At 48.4% G+C, this 16,525-nt stretch carries 20 protein-coding genes; 4 read left to right on the top strand and 16 right to left on the bottom strand.

The window, feature by feature from the left end; all coding sequences use genetic code 11:
* Nucleotides 1–55: 55 nt before the first annotated feature.
* The 3 genes from V5G20_RS13935 to V5G20_RS13925 form a co-directional block, all read right to left on the bottom strand.
* Complete coding sequence (locus V5G20_RS13935; RefSeq protein WP_003390437.1) at nucleotides 56–388, bottom strand: ArsR/SmtB family transcription factor; 333 nt, start codon at nucleotides 386–388, stop codon at nucleotides 56–58.
* Nucleotides 388–822 (bottom strand): SRPBCC family protein, encoded by a 435-nt coding sequence (locus tag V5G20_RS13930; RefSeq protein WP_003390438.1) that lies wholly within the window; start codon nucleotides 820–822, stop codon nucleotides 388–390. The genes V5G20_RS13935 and V5G20_RS13930 overlap by 1 nt, the downstream gene beginning before the upstream one ends.
* Nucleotides 823–1,084: 262 nt before the next feature.
* Nucleotides 1,085–1,327, bottom strand: coding sequence for a hypothetical protein (locus V5G20_RS13925; RefSeq protein WP_122958847.1), 243 nt, complete (start codon nucleotides 1,325–1,327; stop codon nucleotides 1,085–1,087).
* 330 nt (nucleotides 1,328–1,657) lie between these two features.
* Between V5G20_RS13925 and V5G20_RS27125 the strand changes: the two genes are divergently transcribed.
* The 3 genes from V5G20_RS27125 to V5G20_RS13915 all read left to right on the top strand — a co-directional run bounded on the left by V5G20_RS27125 (nucleotide 1,658) and on the right by V5G20_RS13915 (nucleotide 2,743).
* Nucleotides 1,658–1,792, top strand: a complete 135-nt coding sequence (locus tag V5G20_RS27125) for a GNAT family N-acetyltransferase (protein WP_371862621.1) — start codon at nucleotides 1,658–1,660, stop codon at nucleotides 1,790–1,792.
* Between the two features lie 180 nt (nucleotides 1,793–1,972).
* Complete coding sequence (locus tag V5G20_RS13920; RefSeq protein ID WP_338460924.1) at nucleotides 1,973–2,407, top strand: hypothetical protein; 435 nt, start codon at nucleotides 1,973–1,975, stop codon at nucleotides 2,405–2,407.
* Nucleotides 2,408–2,440: 33 nt separating this feature from the next.
* Entirely contained in the window at nucleotides 2,441–2,743 is a 303-nt protein-coding gene (locus tag V5G20_RS13915; protein WP_338460922.1) for a hypothetical protein, read from the top strand.
* A gap of 174 nt (nucleotides 2,744–2,917) precedes the next feature.
* Here the strand turns inward: V5G20_RS13915 and V5G20_RS13910 are convergent, their stop codons facing one another.
* The 8 genes from V5G20_RS13910 to V5G20_RS13875 form a co-directional block, all read right to left on the bottom strand.
* Nucleotides 2,918–3,805: a putative RNA methyltransferase gene (locus V5G20_RS13910; RefSeq protein WP_338460920.1), complete on the bottom strand. Its 888-nt coding sequence runs from the start codon at nucleotides 3,803–3,805 to the stop codon at nucleotides 2,918–2,920.
* 236 nt (nucleotides 3,806–4,041) lie between these two features.
* Nucleotides 4,042–4,506: a DinB family protein gene (locus V5G20_RS13905; RefSeq protein ID WP_024983608.1), complete on the bottom strand. Its 465-nt coding sequence runs from the start codon at nucleotides 4,504–4,506 to the stop codon at nucleotides 4,042–4,044.
* 545 nt (nucleotides 4,507–5,051) lie between these two features.
* Complete coding sequence (locus V5G20_RS13900) at nucleotides 5,052–6,266, bottom strand: PAS domain S-box protein (protein WP_003390444.1); 1,215 nt, start codon at nucleotides 6,264–6,266, stop codon at nucleotides 5,052–5,054.
* Nucleotides 6,267–6,282: 16 nt separating this feature from the next.
* A complete protein-coding gene (locus V5G20_RS13895; RefSeq protein WP_003390445.1) occupies nucleotides 6,283–6,975 on the bottom strand; it encodes a DUF2294 domain-containing protein in 693 nt (230 codons plus the stop codon).
* 122 nt (nucleotides 6,976–7,097) lie between these two features.
* Nucleotides 7,098–7,790 carry a DUF2294 domain-containing protein gene (locus V5G20_RS13890; RefSeq protein WP_003390446.1) on the bottom strand — a complete coding sequence of 231 codons (693 nt, stop codon included), beginning with the start codon at nucleotides 7,788–7,790 and terminating at the stop codon, nucleotides 7,098–7,100.
* Between the two features lie 207 nt (nucleotides 7,791–7,997).
* Nucleotides 7,998–8,918 carry an aminoglycoside phosphotransferase family protein gene (locus V5G20_RS13885; RefSeq protein ID WP_003390448.1) on the bottom strand — a complete coding sequence of 307 codons (921 nt, stop codon included), beginning with the start codon at nucleotides 8,916–8,918 and terminating at the stop codon, nucleotides 7,998–8,000.
* Between the two features lie 225 nt (nucleotides 8,919–9,143).
* Nucleotides 9,144–9,347 (bottom strand): cold-shock protein, encoded by a 204-nt coding sequence (locus V5G20_RS13880; protein ID WP_003390449.1) that lies wholly within the window; start codon nucleotides 9,345–9,347, stop codon nucleotides 9,144–9,146.
* 357 nt (nucleotides 9,348–9,704) lie between these two features.
* A complete protein-coding gene (locus tag V5G20_RS13875; RefSeq protein ID WP_003390450.1) occupies nucleotides 9,705–10,520 on the bottom strand; it encodes an inositol monophosphatase family protein in 816 nt (271 codons plus the stop codon).
* A 369-nt stretch (nucleotides 10,521–10,889) separates the two neighbouring features.
* Between V5G20_RS13875 and V5G20_RS13870 the strand changes: the two genes are divergently transcribed.
* The gene (locus tag V5G20_RS13870; RefSeq protein WP_003390451.1) at nucleotides 10,890–11,255 is read left to right on the top strand and encodes a rhodanese-like domain-containing protein; all 366 of its coding nucleotides are present in this window, start codon (nucleotides 10,890–10,892) and stop codon (nucleotides 11,253–11,255) included.
* Between the two features lie 91 nt (nucleotides 11,256–11,346).
* Here the strand turns inward: V5G20_RS13870 and V5G20_RS13865 are convergent, their stop codons facing one another.
* The 5 genes from V5G20_RS13865 to V5G20_RS13845 all read right to left on the bottom strand — a co-directional run bounded on the left by V5G20_RS13865 (nucleotide 11,347) and on the right by V5G20_RS13845 (nucleotide 16,314).
* A complete protein-coding gene (locus V5G20_RS13865) occupies nucleotides 11,347–12,894 on the bottom strand; it encodes an AbgT family transporter (RefSeq protein ID WP_338460914.1) in 1,548 nt (515 codons plus the stop codon).
* Between the two features lie 23 nt (nucleotides 12,895–12,917).
* A complete protein-coding gene (locus V5G20_RS13860) occupies nucleotides 12,918–13,571 on the bottom strand; it encodes a helix-turn-helix transcriptional regulator (protein WP_003390453.1) in 654 nt (217 codons plus the stop codon).
* 83 nt (nucleotides 13,572–13,654) lie between these two features.
* The gene (locus tag V5G20_RS13855) at nucleotides 13,655–14,842 is read right to left on the bottom strand and encodes a metal-dependent hydrolase family protein (RefSeq protein ID WP_122959047.1); all 1,188 of its coding nucleotides are present in this window, start codon (nucleotides 14,840–14,842) and stop codon (nucleotides 13,655–13,657) included.
* 16 nt (nucleotides 14,843–14,858) lie between these two features.
* Nucleotides 14,859–15,836, bottom strand: a complete 978-nt coding sequence (ilvA, locus tag V5G20_RS13850) for a threonine ammonia-lyase (RefSeq protein WP_243014187.1) — start codon at nucleotides 15,834–15,836, stop codon at nucleotides 14,859–14,861.
* A 4-nt stretch (nucleotides 15,837–15,840) separates the two neighbouring features.
* The gene (locus V5G20_RS13845; RefSeq protein ID WP_122959046.1) at nucleotides 15,841–16,314 is read right to left on the bottom strand and encodes a RidA family protein; all 474 of its coding nucleotides are present in this window, start codon (nucleotides 16,312–16,314) and stop codon (nucleotides 15,841–15,843) included.
* Between the last annotated feature and the right edge of the window lie 211 nt (nucleotides 16,315–16,525).

The raw sequence follows: 16,525 nt of genomic DNA, 5'->3' as shown, positions 1-16,525 counted from the left end.
TCACGTTTTCGAACATCCAGCGAAAAAAAGACACCAGCGCTACGCTGGCGTCCATTCAGTCTCCGCTCTCCGGCTGAGACTCGACCACATGTGTAAGGATCGACAATTTGTTCGTCCAAAACTGTTCGTAATAAGAGAGCCACTCTTTCAATTCGCTTAACGGTCCGGGATGAAGGCGGAAACGCTTTTCCCTCCCTACCTTGCGTCCGCAAACCAATTCGGCCTCCGAGAGTATTTGCAGGTGTTTCGCAACTGCTGTTCGACTCATCGGAAAGTGGGAGGTGATTTCAGAAATAGGCAGTTCTTTTTCTGAAAGCAATTTTAAGATCTCTCTGCGAGTCGGGTCAGCAATCGCCTGAAATACGTCATGTTTTTGTACGGCTGACATTAACCCTCAACCGCTTGGCGCAATCTGTCATGAACAATGGACTCCCATCCGTTGTTCATGCGGTCGCGAATGACTGCCGCTTCCTCGTTGGCCTTCGGCACAGTTGCGTCCGGCTGCTTCCATCCGCTGTGAACCAGGGTAAATTCCGTCTTGTTGCCCAACTCTTTTAACGTAAAAGAAACGACCCAACCATCTTTATCCCATGAAAAAGAAAGGCGGTGAGGCTCGTCGATTTCCAGGACTTTGCACGGCGAGGGACCAAAAGGTGATTGCAGGTGGAACTCGTGCCCCACGACTGGCTGAAAGTCATTGGGCATAAACCAGGCTGCAATGCCTTCTGCAGTGGATACTGTATTCCATACTTTTTGAATCGGGGCATTAAGCACAACCGTCTTGTTGATATCCGGTACGGTGTTTTTTTGATTCGAGTCCATTATGTGTTCTCCTTTGTTCTGCCGGTTTATGAAACCAATTGGTTTCGCTTTTGATTATATAAAACCTTTTGGTTTCGTGTCAACAATGCCCTATCGTGAAAATGGCCGAGATTTATCCCAACTATCGTCCAACGGTTCCGTCGTTTTTTATATGGCAGCACTCTTGTATGTAAGTTTGTCGACCTTTGATCTTGTTTATGTATCCTCCCTTTTATTTTCCAGTAGCAGTGAGAAATTCTCCCCGCTTCGGTCGCCTGCGCGTTTATGAGCCATATTGTTTTAACCGCTGATTCATTTGCTCCTGCTCTTGTTCTTGCTTCTGCTCTTGTTCTTGCTTCTGTTCGGTTTCTTTCTTCCGAAGCTCATTTCGAACTTCGGCTAAAAGCTTCTCAAGTTTATCTACTTTCGTTGACTCATCAATTCCATTTCTTACGGCTGTTTTAATGAGCAAATAGGCGATATAGAGTACAACCACACACAATCCCAAGAAGATTAACAAATCCAAAACGTCTCTCCTCCCTCTCTGACCGTCCGCCTCAAGACATTGACCACTTCCGCAAAAGCAAGTTCCATTACTTGGACTTTGCTTTCTCCCAGGTTGAAATCTTTTTCCAGGCTTTAGCAGACTGTGCTTTTACAACCAGGCAATAACATGGATAGTATTGGTTTTCTGTGAAATATATCCAAAATATGTTACCATTTTTCTCCCCCAAAAAAATACACCTGAAAACGAAAAAAGGTGGTCCGCATGATTGAAACAAACAGACTGGTTTAACAACTGTATGAACTATCTGCCATTCCGCCCCTGCATAGAATCCTATCCGACTCCGTCACCATGCGTTTCACAGAAGGGGTTGCCGCCTGCAAAGCGTTTGCATTCAATGACCCCCAGTTGCCAAGACTTTGCACAAATATGGCGACCGTCCATACCGCTTCTGCTCATGTTGCCGAGAAGATCGGGATGAAATGAGTAAAGGAATTTATAAACAATGGCAAACAAAATAAACTAACCGATTTGTATTCCGTAGCAAGCGACACCAGACACGCTATGACATTGGTAAGATAACGGAACATACAAGCTTGCTGAAAAAATACATGTCCGTGTTCTCTCCTTCATTGGCAAAACTATGCTTGAGGTGAGCCAATGTCGATGAAAAGCAGATGTACTTGTCTTCTGTTTTGCCTGTCCCTGGCAAGCATATCTTTTGCCACTGCATCCAGCGCCAATGAATCCGGCGAAGGGTACATCAAGATGTTTGACAAAAAGCTCGAAGAAGCTCAACGAGCGAATGCATGCAAAGAGCGCCTAAGACGGCTGGAGCCACCCGAACCGGTAAAACTCCAAGACCCTCCCTTTTTGCCTGAAGGAGCTTTTCCGTCAGTCGTTCTGCCCATCAATGAGATCGTGCAAACAGGAAAAAAACTCCCTTATCGAACGATCGTAAGCCTTCCCTCCTATCAGCGCCCTGCATACGAGGAACATTGGCACAGCACTGTCGGGCGCTGGAGTTATATGCCGAACCGAATCCACTATGCCCTCCATCGGTTGTTTACCGCATACGATATCGGACTTTCCAGCTGGTAAGATTTTGAGCACAATATGGGTCTTTCCATCCCCATGTTCCAGAATGAAAAATCACTGGACTTGTACATCGTTGCCTTTCAAACAGAAGTGACCCAAGTTTATACAAAAGGAAATCAAGTCGTTGTGGTAGGAAAACCGAAAAGGACGGGAGCAGTCGCGATCACCATCAAAACGGGGGATCTAGAGCCTGCAAACAAAGCGGAGCCACTGCTCGTCCAGTTGGCGACCACAAGCGGGGACGAAATAGATTATTCGCTCATTGAATATGTGCCGCCAGATTTTTGGAACAAGCAAAATGAACAGCTGAAAAAACAAGAACGAAAAAAAGACGCTTGAAAAAGCGTCTTCGTGTATTGGCACCTTGCCAAGCGTATTGCTTACCGACAAAGACAGTACTGTCGGGAATGCTTGTAATGTTTGGATATACGAATGGCAACAAGGTCACTTCCCGCACACGGGTCGCATGAACCAACCTTTTCAGGCGTCAATCCGCGGTCCGCGGGATCAAAACTATTTTTTCTTCCCATACAATATCCGCAGATCAATCGTGATCTCGGAAATATCCATATCTTTTGCCTTCTGCAAGTCCTCTTCCGTGCATCCCCACGATAACGGTGTCATCCGAATCAAAGGTTCGACCAGCGCTTTTTCAAGCTTCCAACTATATTTCAGCCGCTCACTTTCTACAAGCTCAAACGCTTCTGTAAATCTCGCGACCGTATTGTCGTTTGCGTACAACTGCTTGTCGCTTTGCTCATAGAAAATTGCCCGCAGCTCCTGGAGATATCCGCTTTTCGGGATTACCTTGATCACCATTCCATCGTCTTTGAGCATACGTTGGCACTCTGCGTAATTCGAAGGCGACAAGATCGCCAGAATGAAATGAAATTGCTGGCTGGCAAATGGGCAATTGGCAATATCGGCGACACACCAGATCATATCCGGATAGTCTCTGGAGGCGAGATAGATCCCCTCCTTGGCAATATCAGCCCCCACTGCCAACAACTCGTGAGGCGAGCTTTGCACGATCTTTTCTCGGATAGCAAATAAATGCGAGCCTTCTCCACATCCTGCATCCAATATCCTCAGCGGCTCGCGTGTCGACTCGTGCTCACGGATGATCCTGCCGCCAATCTGATCGACCAGCGGCTGAAACACTCCGCTCTTGTAAAGACTCCTTCTCGATTCGAACATTTGTTTATCGTATTTCGTTTTGAGGCCGTGGGACAGAACATTCACGTACCCCTGTCTGGAAAGGTCAAAGGTATGATGATTCGTACATTGCAGGCTTTTCTCAAGAATCAGCTCCATGGCCCCTGAACAAAGCGGACAACGAAACAAGCCATTATTCGCTGAAATAAGACCCGCAGACTTGATCTTCTTGCTGTTATTGGACACAAAAAAGCACCCCATTCATTCGTATTTCGGTGAATGAAAAAGGCACAGATAAATAAACCCAGCCATTTTGACTGAGATTACATAATCTGTACCTTACATTACCGTAAACGAATGAATTGGATGATCATGTTGGTAACCTCTCCCGTAACAAATCTGGCGAAGGGGATATTTCCCTTGCGACATTAAGTATAGCACTTTTCGTTATGGGAAAAAAGGTTATGGAAAACAGAGTGCTTTTACAATAATCCTCTGCCGATAAAATTGGCGGATACCGGCTGCAGACCAAGCTCTCTCGCCCAGATGGACAGCTGTCCCATATGGTGGATCTCGTGCGCGATCACATGCCTTACTATTTCTCCTTGTGTGTACGCTGTTTCGGACCAGGAAACGGTCACTTTCTCTCGTTCATTTTCACCAGACCACGATTCCAGAAAGGATGCGATTTCACTGCGGCATGAATCGGAAAAATCTTTCACCCGATCAAGTGACTGGTAGTCGCCAAAATTCGGCTCAGTGTCCGGTTTGCCTTGGATCCCGAAGATGATCCAGCTATACTCCACATCCACGATGTGAAACAGCGTGTACAGAATGCTGCCGGCTCCGCCCACACGGCTGCGCAGCAATTCTTCGCGGGGCAGTTGCTTCAACAGCTCCAGCCATTCATCTCTGACCATCCAATTATAGTGGAACAATGCTTGCATGTTTTCCAGCTCCTTTTCCGCCAAAAGATTGGATTCGAATTTGCCCCCGTAAACGGAAGAAATCGTTTTGGGCGTTCACTTTGCCATCTTTCTTGGTCAATGCCGAGAAGCTCGTACTTTTTCCATTTGACTCAACACTCTTTGAAATTGAGGGTGTATATTGTTTGTCGTACAATTCTGAAATCTCTCTCCATCTCGAACAACTATTGCTATATTATGCTTTATGTAACAAACATTATCAATAACCGCTACATGATAGACATTCCTTCTAGGATGATTTCTCATTACAGAACAGTTGCAGCGAGTTACTGGAAAATTGGTGTTGTCTAAATCCATCCCATGCCGATCGACTTGAAGGTTGAACTGCTGTCCTTTTCGTTGATTTGATTCAGCCATACATTTCAATGATTGGCATCATAAGAAAGAGGCCGACCTATCCGTAGATATTTCTAGGGAAGGGCAGCCTCTACGTTAAATAGCTCTGTGCTATAGGCAAAAAAGGGCGGGAGTTTCAAGAAGCGCCGAAAAGGCAAACAGAGTCGAGTTTAATGGAACGCAGGATGGAGCCGCGACGGCGTATAGATAGGAAGACTGACGGTGAACGTCGATCCTACCCCGATCTCGCTTTCAATATGGATTTTCCCGTGGTGGTTTTCGATAATGTTATAGCTGACCATCAGGCCGAGTCCGTTTCCGTCCTCTTTGGTGGAATAAAACGGAGAACCGATTTGCTTCAGCTTTTCTTTAGGAATCCCGCACCCTTGGTCGATAAAGCGGATAACGGCAAGCTCCTGTTTTTTCTTGACCTGGATCAGGAGCTTCCCGCCGCCCGGCATTGCTTCAATCGCATTTTTCATCAGATTGATGAACACTTGCTTCATCTGATTTTCATCGCAGTAAATGGTGACGCCGGGGGTAAACGCGGTCAGTATCTGTACATTATGGATAAGAGCCTGCGTTTCCAATAATGTAATGACGTTTTGCAGCATTGATTTAACATCTTTCTCCTCAAACTTTCGATCTGTTGGCTTGGCCAGCAGCAAAAGCTCGTTGACAATGACTTCGATCCGGTCCAGCTCCGCTTCCATAATGTCCAGATACTCTGTTTTATAGTCTGGTCCCTTTTTGATGAGCTGTAAAAATCCTTTCAGCGATGTCAATGGATTGCGGATTTCATGTGCAATGCCCGCCGCTAGCTGGCCGGCTATCGTCAGCTTTTCCGAATTTCGCAAAAGCTCCTCGGTCAATTTTCGCTCGTTTTCAAGCAAAAGACCCTCCGATCTTTTCAAAGCGGTAATATCCTGCACTTGTGTGAGAAAATAGAGCGGGCGCCCGCAGTCGTCCCGGACCATGGAGACGTTCAGCAGCACCCAAACCACGCGACCCTGTTTCAAAACGTAGCGCTTTCTCATCTGATAGGATTCGATCTTCCCTTCCAGCAGCTGTTGCATGTAATCAAGGTCTGCCGCGAGATCGTCGGGATGGGTAATATCCTGGAAGGTTCGGGACAAGAGCTCTTCCTCTGTATAGCCGATCAGGTCGCAGAAGGATTGATTTACTTTCATCCATTGCCCATCCAAGGAGACCAAAGCCATTCCAATCGAAGAATATGTAAATGTCTGTAAAAACAGTGATTTGTTCTCCACATCAGCACCAAACTTCAACGAATATCGCTCCTTCCAAATCTCGATTGTGACAAGCAATTTGCGAGAACCTTCCTCTGATTTGCCCGGAGTTTTCATGATGGCCAGCCGCTGCATCTTCCTCTCTTTCGCTTTACGGAGCACTCAGCATAAACACGATAATACTCTTGTCCATCCTTGCATTGGATGCAACGAACAATTCGATGACCCTTCTGTTCAGAACACTTTCAATATGGCTGTTTTTGCCTAGAAACTGCTTCTCCACATTTTTCTTCGCCAAAAGGACAATGCCTTCGTGTCCAAGCCGGATCAATTCTTTTTCGATCTGGACAAATACACCCTGCTGTATAAGCAGAATCAATCTCGCATGCAATTGGTAGGAAACGAGGTTCTCCGGTTTTCTCTGCACTTGCTCATTGTGCAGGTATATCTCGCGATGCAAAGCTTCCTTTCCTTCATAAAGCTCTGAAAAGGAAGGATTGTATGAAAAAGGCGTGGAAGCAATCCCCAAAAAAAGCCCCGACTTTCGATGGAAATTCCAGTCGTAATAAAACTCGGTAATCTCTCTTTCTGTTATTTTATTTATGTACGTTTTGATTTCCGGCAACAGCTTTTGCATGAGTGAGTCTCTGATACTGTTAACTGTGGTTTCCTGGCCTTGTTCCAACAACACCTGTTCGATAGGAGACAAGAAGTTTTTGATATAGACGGTAATAAAAGTATGTCCGATCGATACAAAAATGGATTCCGGTCCCTTCCCAAAGTTGTCCCGAAGGATTTTCCCAATATAGCTGCTGATCTCTGTTTGCTGAACTACGCTTTCCATCGTTTCATTCCTTTTAAAAGGGTAGTTTTCAATTAAAAAAAGAGCCGGAACAGTCAGCCTGGGCAGCTGCCATTCCGGCTCATGTCTAGCTCATTTGTCATGTCTAGTTCATTTCCACCGAATTATGAGGTTGGATTGACGATAAATACGATGACACTTTTATCTCTTCCGAAATCCCAGTCTACAAATAAATCGACAACCTTGGTCCCAAGTATCGACTCAAAATGGAGATCATTGTGAAGCATACCTTTTTCCAATTGCCTTTTGGCGATCCGCAGCGATTCCGAAAAGCCGAGCCGGATGAACTCTTTTTCAATGGCCACCAAAATACCGTTGCGGACTACGAGGATGGTCCTCATATTCAGTTTGTATGAGAACATCTCTTCCGGGATTTTTTCCACTTGAATGCTTATCTTTTCGATTTCCTCATGCAACTGCTCCTTACCCGTAAACGCTTCCGCAATTTCGCCTGCGTGCGGCAGCGGCTCCGAAGTAAGCGCGACAATGATACCCGATCTGTTATGTAAGCCCCAATCGTAATAAACTTCCCGAATCTCCACGCCCGTGGCTATTTTCAAGTACGCCGTGATCTCCGGAAGCAAATTTTTCATGAGCAAATCTCTCGTCTGCAGAATGGTGACGATCTGATCCTGTTCGAGCAGGACGCGCTCCATTGGCGAGAGGAAATTCCGCAAATAGCAGGTAATAAAGGTATGTCCCAAGGTGACAAAGACAGATTCGGGGCCTTTTCCAAAGTGATCGCGTAGAACCCGTCCGATATAACTGCTCAGGTCTCTTTGTACGTTAGTCTCCACATGATCAATCCTCTTGTAAGGAAAAGGCGTTCTTTCCTTTCCCCCATTTTACTATAACATAGACAAGGTAAATTTTCGGCATAAACCGTGAAACTTATACGTCCTTTTTATCCTATAGTAAGCTTTACCTCTTTTTGGGAGAGTTGAAACATGGACCTAAACATTTTTTCAATGCCGAACCCCAAACCAAATCCAGCCAAGACGAGATTATTCCTTAAACCAATCAGGCTTGCAGGTCTCGAAATAGCGATGATCCTCGCACAGGCTATGCAGTCGTTCGACCATTTCGTCTACTTTTTCGGGGGTTACGCGGACCGTCCAGACTATCGCGGAAAAGATTGACATGGCGGCATAGACTGCATACAGTGTCCAAAAGTCAGCCGGTATTCCCCTTTCATAAAAATACCCCTCTATTTGTCCGACCGAAAAGGGAATGCTGCATTCCTTGCTAAAGAGTGCCAATTTATAGAAGTCGTGAATCGGATCGCCCCAATCGAAACGGTTGAAGTCAATTACTCCGGCATACCGCTTTTCATGGACAATCATGTTGCCAACATGAAAATCGTCGTGTTGAAACTTGTTGGGCCGGGCTTTCAGGAGCTTCTGGTGTTCATCAATAAAGCGGATTATCCGGGCGTCGTTTTCCATTTTCACTCCACAGGTCTTATACGCCTTCACATAGTTATGGTGCTTTCTCGTCGCTCGTTCATACCAAGAGGAAATCGAATGGGGGGCGGGATGCTGATGCAATTTGGCAAGGTCCTGCCCGGCGTCCCAGCCGATCCGGTATTGCTTCTCCGGTGGGCAATCGGGAATGGCACCTCTTGCATCTTCTCCGTCGATATAGCTGAGCAAGTAGTAGCACAACTCTGATTGCTCAAGCCTGCCGATGTCTATAGGCTGGGGGCTTTTCGCTCCGTACATTTGGATCGCTTCCATGATCCCGTATTCCGCGTATTTTCGCTCGTACTGCTTCAAGTCGGCCGTTCTCAACAGCAATTTGGTTCCGTCGTCATAGCTGACCACGTATTTTTGATCAGGTGAAAACCCTTCGGCAATTCGGCGGATGTCACTCGCATGAGCGAGTGCGGGAATGTTCTCCCGAAAGGCTTGCAGAATATCGTTCATCTCAGTGCCAGTACCCCCTCTTCAAACATTGTGGAAGAGAATTTTACCATAACGTGTATCCAATTGTTCCGTTTTTTCGGAATTATTTTCAGATTCCTCTCACCATCGTCATCACATCCGACTAAACAGCTACAGTTCTTGCCCTGGATGCAGAGGAACCAAAGAACGAAAAAAGACGCAAAAAAGCAACTGCCTCAAAGACAGTTGCTTTTTTGGGTGGGGCTTTTATATTTTCACTACATTTTCAGCTTGAGGTCCGCGATTCCCTTGGGTAATAGTGAACTGGACACGCTGGCCTTCATCCAGGGATTTGAAGCCCTCTCCCTGGATCGCACTGTAATGTACGAAAACGTCTTCCCCGCCTTCTACTTGAATAAACCCGAAACCTTTTTCTGCATTAAACCATTTTACTGTTCCAATCGTTTGCATTGTTGTAACCAACCTCCAACAGTAGTATATGCCAATCCAAGCTCCTTCATGTACATGAAAATCACACGCACACAAAGCAATGAAGAAATAATTATCCAAAAGGTGAATTACAGCCTTCATTACTATATTTGGTCCAAAAAGGTTTCGTCTATTGTTCAAACATCCAAAACGACGAAAGCCCTACCTCTCTTCCATCCTTGCGGCTCCGTAGACCGCGCCAGTGTGAATCAGAAATTCAAAAGAGGCTCATTCAAGTCTCTTCATAGTAACTGAATTGGAATGAAAAAGCAAATCGCAAGGATTCCGGCTCTCCTTTGAAACAAACTCTGGTCTCATCTCTTTGATCAATCTGTTCTGCTACACATCCAACCTTATCGGATGCAAATGCGTCAACAGCTCTCGGTGAATCTGGCCATTGCTTCCTACAACATGAGGCGTGCTGACCTTGTAGGAATTTCCTGCCATGTCGGTTACCTGTCCCCCTGCCTCCGTGATCAGCAGTGTTCCTGCCGCCACATCCCAAGCATTCAATCCATATTCCCAGAAAGCGGTCAAGCGCCCCGCTGCGACATAAGCGAGATGGAGAGCGGCGGACCCCAGCACCCTCATTGTTTGGCAGCGCGGTCCCAGCTCTCCTATCCCCTTCAACACCGCTTCACGCATCAGCGGTGTTGAGGGAAAGCCCGTCGCAATCACGCTTCTGGCTACATCCTCGGTGCCGGCGACCTTCAGCTCTTTCCCGTTGACAAACGCTCCCTTTCCTTTTTCCGCCCAGAACAATTCATCCTGGCTCGGGTCGTAAACGACGCCGACAATCACTTCTCCTTTGCTGGTCAGGGCGATGGAAACGGTGAAGCCCGGAATTCTTTGCACATAGTTGCTGGTTCCGTCAATCGGGTCGACGATCCAAAGAAAAGGAGTCTCGTCTGCCTTTGCTAGCGATTTTACAAAAGAATGGTGGTTTGCAAAGGACTCTTCTTCCCCTAAAAATGCATGGTCAGGGTACGCTTCCAAAATCCGTTTGCGAATGAGGCTTTCTGATGCTTTGTCAAGCTCTGTGACCACATCGAAGGCATTGCCTTTTTCTTCTATCGTAAATCGGGATTCGCGCCTGTTTTTGATCATCGTACCCGCTTCTTTCGCCACTTGCTTGGCAAGCTCTACATAGCTCACGCTTGTTTCCTCCTGTCTGGAAAACAGTCTTCAATGCCTTTGGCGATTGTAGGATGGAGGCACGTCAGCAGCAACTTCAGGATTCCCCTGTTTTTCCGTTTCCCTTTCATACCTACGGCAGATCATTCCCGAAACATTCATGATTTCTTTTGGATCATTCCGCTTCTGTGCCAGTGAGCTATATAGTCATGTTCTATCTAAACCCTTTCCACTGTAAACAAACGAATTTTTGCTTCCAACCTAATAGACACGATATGTTCATGCACCCCCATTATGGGTTAAGTCACAAATAAAGCCGTCCGCATGGTAAAATGGAATGGCCTGAAGGATTTGCCAAAAGACTTCAAACAAAGAACAGGAGATTGATACATGGAACAAAAAATCCTGGTCCGCGACTTGCTTGTCCGCCTTGCAAACAAAGAGAGGCTATACTTGCTCGATGTGCGTGATGAAGACAAATATCGTGCAGAAAGCTTGAACGATTACGGCGTGCCGACGGAGAACCTCCCGTATCTGAAGATGGTCGAACCGGACGAAGACATTCAGGAAAGAATGAAAGAACTGCCAACGGATAGACAGATCATCACGATCTGTACGAGCGGAAACAAGGCGCGAAAAGCGGCTGAGCTCTTGCGCGAAAAAGGCTACGATGCCACCTCGCTCGAAGGCGGGCTGACTGCCTGGAAACAATATCACGAGAATGGCGGAAACGAACCAAAGCAACCAGCGGACTAGACTGTCTCGCTGGTTGTTTTTCTTGACGGCGGCTGCCAATCTGTTTGGTTCGGAGGCATCTTGCTCAGAGAGGACCTTTCCTCCCAAACTCTTATCCCTTGATAAAGTGGCCCGGACCAAGCGGCATGCCTAACAGGTACCATAGCGCAAACAGGAGCAGCCAAAAAATCCCGAAGAATAACGAATACGGCAGAAGGATTGAGATCAAGGTTCCTATTTGCAGATTTTTCTGATATTTGTTGGCAAAAGTAAGCAAGATCGCAAAATACGGCAGCATAGGTGTGATCGGATTGGTGATCGAATCACCGATGCGGTAGGCAGCCTGGGTGAAAGCGGGACTGTACCCCAGCAGCAGAAACATGGGGACAAAGACCGGCGCGAGAATTGCCCATTTCGCTGTCGCGCTTGCAATGAGGAGATTGATAAGAGCGACGAACAGAATAAACAGGATCAGCAGCGGAAGGCCTGTCAAGCCGATGTTTTGCAGAAAAGCAGCTCCCTCGATCGCAATAATCGGACCGAGATTGCTCCAGTTGAAATACGCGATCATTTGCGAGGCGACAAATGCCAGAACGATGTAATAGCCCATTCCGGACATCGTCTTTCCCAAATGTTCGGCCACATCTCTGTCCGAGCGAATCACACCGGCTCCAATACCGTAGGCGACAGCGGGAATCCCGAACAAAAAGAGCAAAATGGGAACGAGCGACTTCATAAATGGAGAGACAATCAGCGAGTCGGTATCAGGGTCGCGAAGCAGCGAACCGCTCGGTATGGTGACGGCTGACAGGATGACCACGCAGACGAACAAAGCAATACCGGCCCAGCGCAATCCTCGTTTTTCCTCCGGTGTCACCTGTGCTTCCACAGCATTTTGTTGAGCTTGTGGTGTATAGCTTCCCAGCCTTGGCTCCACAATCCTGACAGTGATCCATACGGTCAAAGGAACGAGCATCAAAGTGGAAGCCACCATAAAATAGAAGTTCATCGCAGGGCTGGACATATAGCTCGCATCGATCATTTGAGCCCCTGTCTGCGTAAAGCTTGCCAACGTCACATCCAATACGGAAACAACCAGATTGGCACTGAAGCCGCCGGCTACAGCAGCGTATGCGGCAGCAAGCCCTGCGATCGGATGCCGGCCGAGCATGGTGAAAATCATCGCAGCGATCGGTGGCATAACGATGAAGGCCGCGTCTCCGGCGGCGTGTCCCAACATGCTGACAAGGACGATAATCGGCAAAATCAACGAACGCGGGGAGGCCAGTACAGTCCTTCTCATCGCTGCGCCGATCAAGCCGGTTGATTCTGCCAATCCGACGCCAAGCATGACCGACAGAACCAAGCCGAGCGGCGGGAATGAGGTGAAGTTGTTGACCATCTCGGTCAGAATGCGGACGATCCCCTCTTTGCTAAGCAGGTTGACTGCGGCGATCCGCTCATGATTGGTGGGATTCACCGTCGACCATCCGAGTGCGGCAGCGATAGCGGAAAGGATCAAAATGGCGGCGATTATGACGAGAAACAGTGTGACTACATCCGGCAATTTATTGCCAAGCACTTCCACACGGTCAAGGAATTTCAAAAAGAATCCTTTTTTACTTGCATTCGTCTGTTGCGTAACAGGTGCCGCCATCATATTCCCCGCCCTTCCCTTTCAATTTACGAAGGCTGCTTACCCGTTTTCTCCACGTAGTTGTAGATCGTGTACTTGGAAACATCCAGCAGGTCGGCTACGTGCTGCACAGCGCCTTTGATCAAAAACAGCCCCATTTCATCGAGCAGACCGATAAAGGCAATTTTCTCCTCCTTCTGCATAAAGGGGACGGGTTTGCCGATTTTGCGGATGCATTCCTCAATGATTTGGTCCATCAACTCGGAGATAGTGGGAGCAAAGCGTTCTTCCGTTTTTTCTTCACTTGGCTCCTGCTGAAAAGAAGCCATTCCTTTGAGAATAGACTCGGCCATCACAAGGCTGGTCACGTCCAGATTGATACAGATACAACCGATAATGGCTTGATGCTCGTCCCTGATAAAAATCGTGCTGGATTTGATGATTTTGTCTTTAATCCCTTCGTGCTTGTAGTTGAGAATGAAGTCATGCCCTTGCTCGCCCTGACGGAGCAGCTTCAGACCGAGATTGGTCACCGGGCTTCCCGGGCTTCTGCCGCTTACATGGCTGTTGTGAATGGCAATGATCGAAGCCTCGGGGTTGGTCATGTCGTGCAGGGCGACTTCACAGTGGTCGCCAATCGTTCGAGCCAGGCCCTCAACTACAGGAATATAACTGGCCAAAATGGGATGCAATGAACTCATGTGTGAAACCTCATTTCCTAGCGTGTTTATGTGGGAGAATGCGGCTGCGTCTCCTGGGCAAATCGTCAACGAGGCCTGCTTGTTTACCGGTGGTGTACGCAAAGCTTACCCCCTTTATACACCTGCCTTACTCGCTTGAGAGAAAGCAGGTTTTCCACCGGATTTCCCTCCACAAGCAGCAGGTCTGCCCATTTTCCTGCCTCAATGGAACCCGTTCTGTCCTCCAGCTTCATGCATGCAGCTGCCTGCAGCGTCGCGGCCCGAATCGTCTCAATCGCTGGCATTCCTTCCTCGTGCATGAGCTGCAATTCATCCGCCAAATACCCTGGGATGTTAAAAGGGGTACCGGCGTCTGTGCCTGCAGCAATCTTCACTCCGTGCCGAAGCGCTTTGCGGAAGCTTTCCCGATGGATCTGGACAAACGGCTCTGCCTTGCGGACAAACTCCTCAGGCACTCCGCTCTCAGACGGCTGGCGCAGGATCAGCGTCGCAGCAATCAGGGTCGGAACCAGAAACGTTCCGTTTTCGATCATCAATTGGACGGCCTCGTCATCGAGTACCGTTCCGTGTTCGACCGTCGTAACGCCTGCACGAATGGCGTTTTTGATTCCTTCCAAACCAATCGCATGAGCTGCAGTTGTTTTTCCGGCATGAGAAGCTTCCTCGCAAGCGCAGCGCAGCTCTGCCTCTGAAAGCTGCGTGGAGCCCGGCTCTGTTCCTTTTGTTAGGACACCGCCCGTGGCCATCAGCTTCAAGAGATCTGCTCCCGCTTTCAGTTGGCTTCGGGCGGCCTTTCTCACCTCGTCAACCCCATCAGCCTCAATCGCCATTGGATGGCAGTGCCCGCCAGTCATGACGATGGGCTGGCCGGATGCGTAGACGCGCGGCCCCTCGACAAAGCCTCGCTCAACCGCATTTCGATAGGAAATATCTACATTGTATCGTGTACCCACATTCCGTACTGTCGTGATGCCAGCCTCGAGAAACTGTTTTCCTTGCTGATGAGCCCGAAACGCCGTGTCCGCTGCGGAATCCAGTCTGATTTGCCTGAAGGGATCAGGTGAAGCGTCCATGCCCAAATGCACATGGCAGTCGATCAAGCCGGGCAAAAGCGTCATTCCCGTTCCGTCGAACTCCCAGTCTGCCACTTCCGCATTGCCTGCCTCAGAGACATGCAATATTCCGGATTCGTCAAAGACAACCGTTCCTCTTTCAATCTGCCGCAAATGTACAACGTCGATTATTCTTACATTGTATATTTTTCGCCTCACGTCAGCACCACCCTGTTTATACTGGGATTTGTTGCGTGTACTTTTCGACCAGCTCAGCGAGCAGCTTCATGTTTACATTGCCGCCTGAAGCCAGCACGACTACCTTTTTTCCCTTGAGTGCAGTCCGATGGTGAATCATTGCTGCCAAAGCGGCCGCACCGGACGGCTCTACTACCATCTTGGCCCGTTCCGCAAGGCTCACCACCGTCCTTGCAATCTCTTCCTCGGAGACCAATACCATCTCGTCGACGTATCTTGTCGTGTGTGCATACGTGATCTTTCCCGGCTTTTTGGCCATCAATCCATCCGCGATCGTATCCACCTTTTCCACTTCAAACGGACAGCCGTGCCGAAGCGATTCATACATCGCCATGGCCCCCTCGCTATTCACGCCGATCACGCGCACGGCCGGCTTTGTCTCCTTCAAAGCAGCCGCCACGCCCGATATCAACCCTCCCCCGCTGACCGGAACGATGACCACGTCAACGTCGGGAAGCTCTTCCAAAATCTCCAGGCCGATCGTGCCTTGCCCTGCGATAATATGCATGTCTTCAAACGGATGGATCAAGACAAGACCTTCGCTTTGGTGAAGCTCCAGCGCTTTTTCATACATGGTAATGGAGGTGCTCCCTCCATCTACTACTTTGGCGCCGTAATGAAGGATCGCATTTTGCTTGCTCGGTACAGGATTGGTCGGCATGACCACTGTAGCTGCAATCCCTTGGATCTGGGCAGCGTAGGCAGTGCCTGCGCCGTGATTGCCTGCAGAAAAGGCCACGACACCCCGTCTTTTTTCCTCGTCTGTCAGGCTCACGATCTTGTTGTACGCGCCGCGGATTTTGAACGCCCCTGTCTTTTGCAGATTCTCGCATTTTACGTAGATGGTATTGCCTGACCATTCGCTGAAAGTGCGCGAATACTGCATAGGTGTCGGCAAGATGACACCCGCGAGATTGGCCCTGGCTTGCCTGATTTGCTCCAATGTAACGAACATGCGTTTATCTCTCCTCTTCCCTGATTTCTACGACCATTTCAATCTCCACAGGCAGATTCATGGGCAGAACGGATGTGCCCAAGGCAGAGCGGGCATGCTTCCCCCTGTCGCCAAAAACGTTCACCAGCAGATCGGAAGCCCCGTTCATAACCTGGGGCTGGTCGTAAAAATCGTCTGCGCTGCTCACCAGTCCGAGTACTTTCACAATCCGCTCAATCTTATCAAGATTGCCAATCTCCGCTTTGATCATGCTGAGCAGGTTGAGGACAGTAATCTGTGCCGCCTCATATCCTTGTTCTACAGTAAGCTCCCTGCCCAGCCTGCCCGTATAGAGCGGTTTCCCATCGACAAAGCAGCCGGCTCCTGAGGTAAAAACCAGGCAGCCCGAACGCACGCAGGATACGTAGGTTGCCAAAGGCGGTTGGTTCGGGGGCAGACTTACCCCCAGCTCTTCAAGTCTCTTTTCCACAAATGACAAAAGTACCACCACGCTTTTCTGAAAATTCTAATCAACACTCGATATTCTCATTCTATCACGATCCCGGAATAAAATGATACAATTTTTTTGATATCGACAAATTTTTTAGAAAAAATCAACAACATGCACCCGTCCGCTGAATCCTCCAGCCGCCTGTCATGGAAATCATGCCACAAATACACGGCGGTATTTCCTTTTCTGAACAAGCGTC

The organism is Brevibacillus borstelensis (assembly GCF_036700025.1).
Taxonomy (GTDB): Bacteria; Bacillota; Bacilli; order Brevibacillales; family Brevibacillaceae; genus Brevibacillus; species Brevibacillus borstelensis.
This window is presented reverse-complemented; position numbering and strand designations above follow the sequence as displayed.

Coding starts and splice junctions, on each gene's coding strand:
- V5G20_RS13860 (WP_003390453.1), bottom strand. CDS start 13,571: ATGAGTTCATTGCATCCCATTTTGGCCAGTTATATTCCTGTAGTTGAG.
- V5G20_RS13905 (WP_024983608.1), bottom strand. CDS start 4,506: ATGCAAGCATTGTTCCACTATAATTGGATGGTCAGAGATGAATGGCTG.
- V5G20_RS13930 (WP_003390438.1), bottom strand. CDS start 822: ATGGACTCGAATCAAAAAAACACCGTACCGGATATCAACAAGACGGTT.
- V5G20_RS13870 (WP_003390451.1), top strand. CDS start 10,890: ATGGAACAAAAAATCCTGGTCCGCGACTTGCTTGTCCGCCTTGCAAAC.
- V5G20_RS13885 (WP_003390448.1), bottom strand. CDS start 8,918: ATGAACGATATTCTGCAAGCCTTTCGGGAGAACATTCCCGCACTCGCT.
- V5G20_RS13900 (WP_003390444.1), bottom strand. CDS start 6,266: ATGCAGCGGCTGGCCATCATGAAAACTCCGGGCAAATCAGAGGAAGGT.
- V5G20_RS13880 (WP_003390449.1), bottom strand. CDS start 9,347: ATGCAAACGATTGGAACAGTAAAATGGTTTAATGCAGAAAAAGGTTTC.
- V5G20_RS27125 (WP_371862621.1), top strand. CDS start 1,658: ATGCGTTTCACAGAAGGGGTTGCCGCCTGCAAAGCGTTTGCATTCAAT.
- V5G20_RS13935 (WP_003390437.1), bottom strand. CDS start 388: ATGTCAGCCGTACAAAAACATGACGTATTTCAGGCGATTGCTGACCCG.
- V5G20_RS13915 (WP_338460922.1), top strand. CDS start 2,441: ATGTTCCAGAATGAAAAATCACTGGACTTGTACATCGTTGCCTTTCAA.
- V5G20_RS13920 (WP_338460924.1), top strand. CDS start 1,973: ATGAAAAGCAGATGTACTTGTCTTCTGTTTTGCCTGTCCCTGGCAAGC.
- ilvA (WP_243014187.1), bottom strand. CDS start 15,836: ATGTTCGTTACATTGGAGCAAATCAGGCAAGCCAGGGCCAATCTCGCG.
- V5G20_RS13895 (WP_003390445.1), bottom strand. CDS start 6,975: ATGGAAAGCGTAGTTCAGCAAACAGAGATCAGCAGCTATATTGGGAAA.
- V5G20_RS13865 (WP_338460914.1), bottom strand. CDS start 12,894: ATGATGGCGGCACCTGTTACGCAACAGACGAATGCAAGTAAAAAAGGA.